Origin of the sequence: Acetobacter sp. DsW_059 (assembly GCF_002153695.1) — a bacterium.
In the GTDB taxonomy this organism is placed as follows: Bacteria; Pseudomonadota; Alphaproteobacteria; order Acetobacterales; family Acetobacteraceae; genus Acetobacter; species Acetobacter thailandicus.
This window is the reverse complement of record NZ_JOPI01000162.1, coordinates 1-231: the sequence shown is the minus strand read 5'-3', so window position 1 is coordinate 231 and position 231 is coordinate 1. Positions and strand designations below refer to the sequence as shown.

Below are 231 nucleotides of genomic sequence, written 5' to 3'. Positions count from 1 at the left end.
TCAGAGAAATGACCTGGGATCAGGAGCTGTTTAATAAGCATCTGTATATTCTTGCCGGCCGGGCTAACCCCAAAGGGGGTGAGTTTGAGGGTTCAGAACTTTACTGTATGTTCGCAACCTTCCTGTGCTCTTCGCCCACAACGCTGACAATTGATGGCTCGTCGCCTTCCTTTACCTCTGCCACATGGGCGGCACGTATTCTGGTTAAACCAACCGCCTCGACCTATATTA

The 231-nt window shown here is 50.2% G+C and carries 1 protein-coding gene; it reads left to right on the top strand.

Features of this window, described 5'->3' with window-relative positions; genetic code table 11:
* A partial coding sequence (locus tag HK25_RS12410) for a carbohydrate porin (RefSeq protein WP_143296023.1) occupies positions 1 to 231 on the top strand: 231 nt, incomplete at both ends.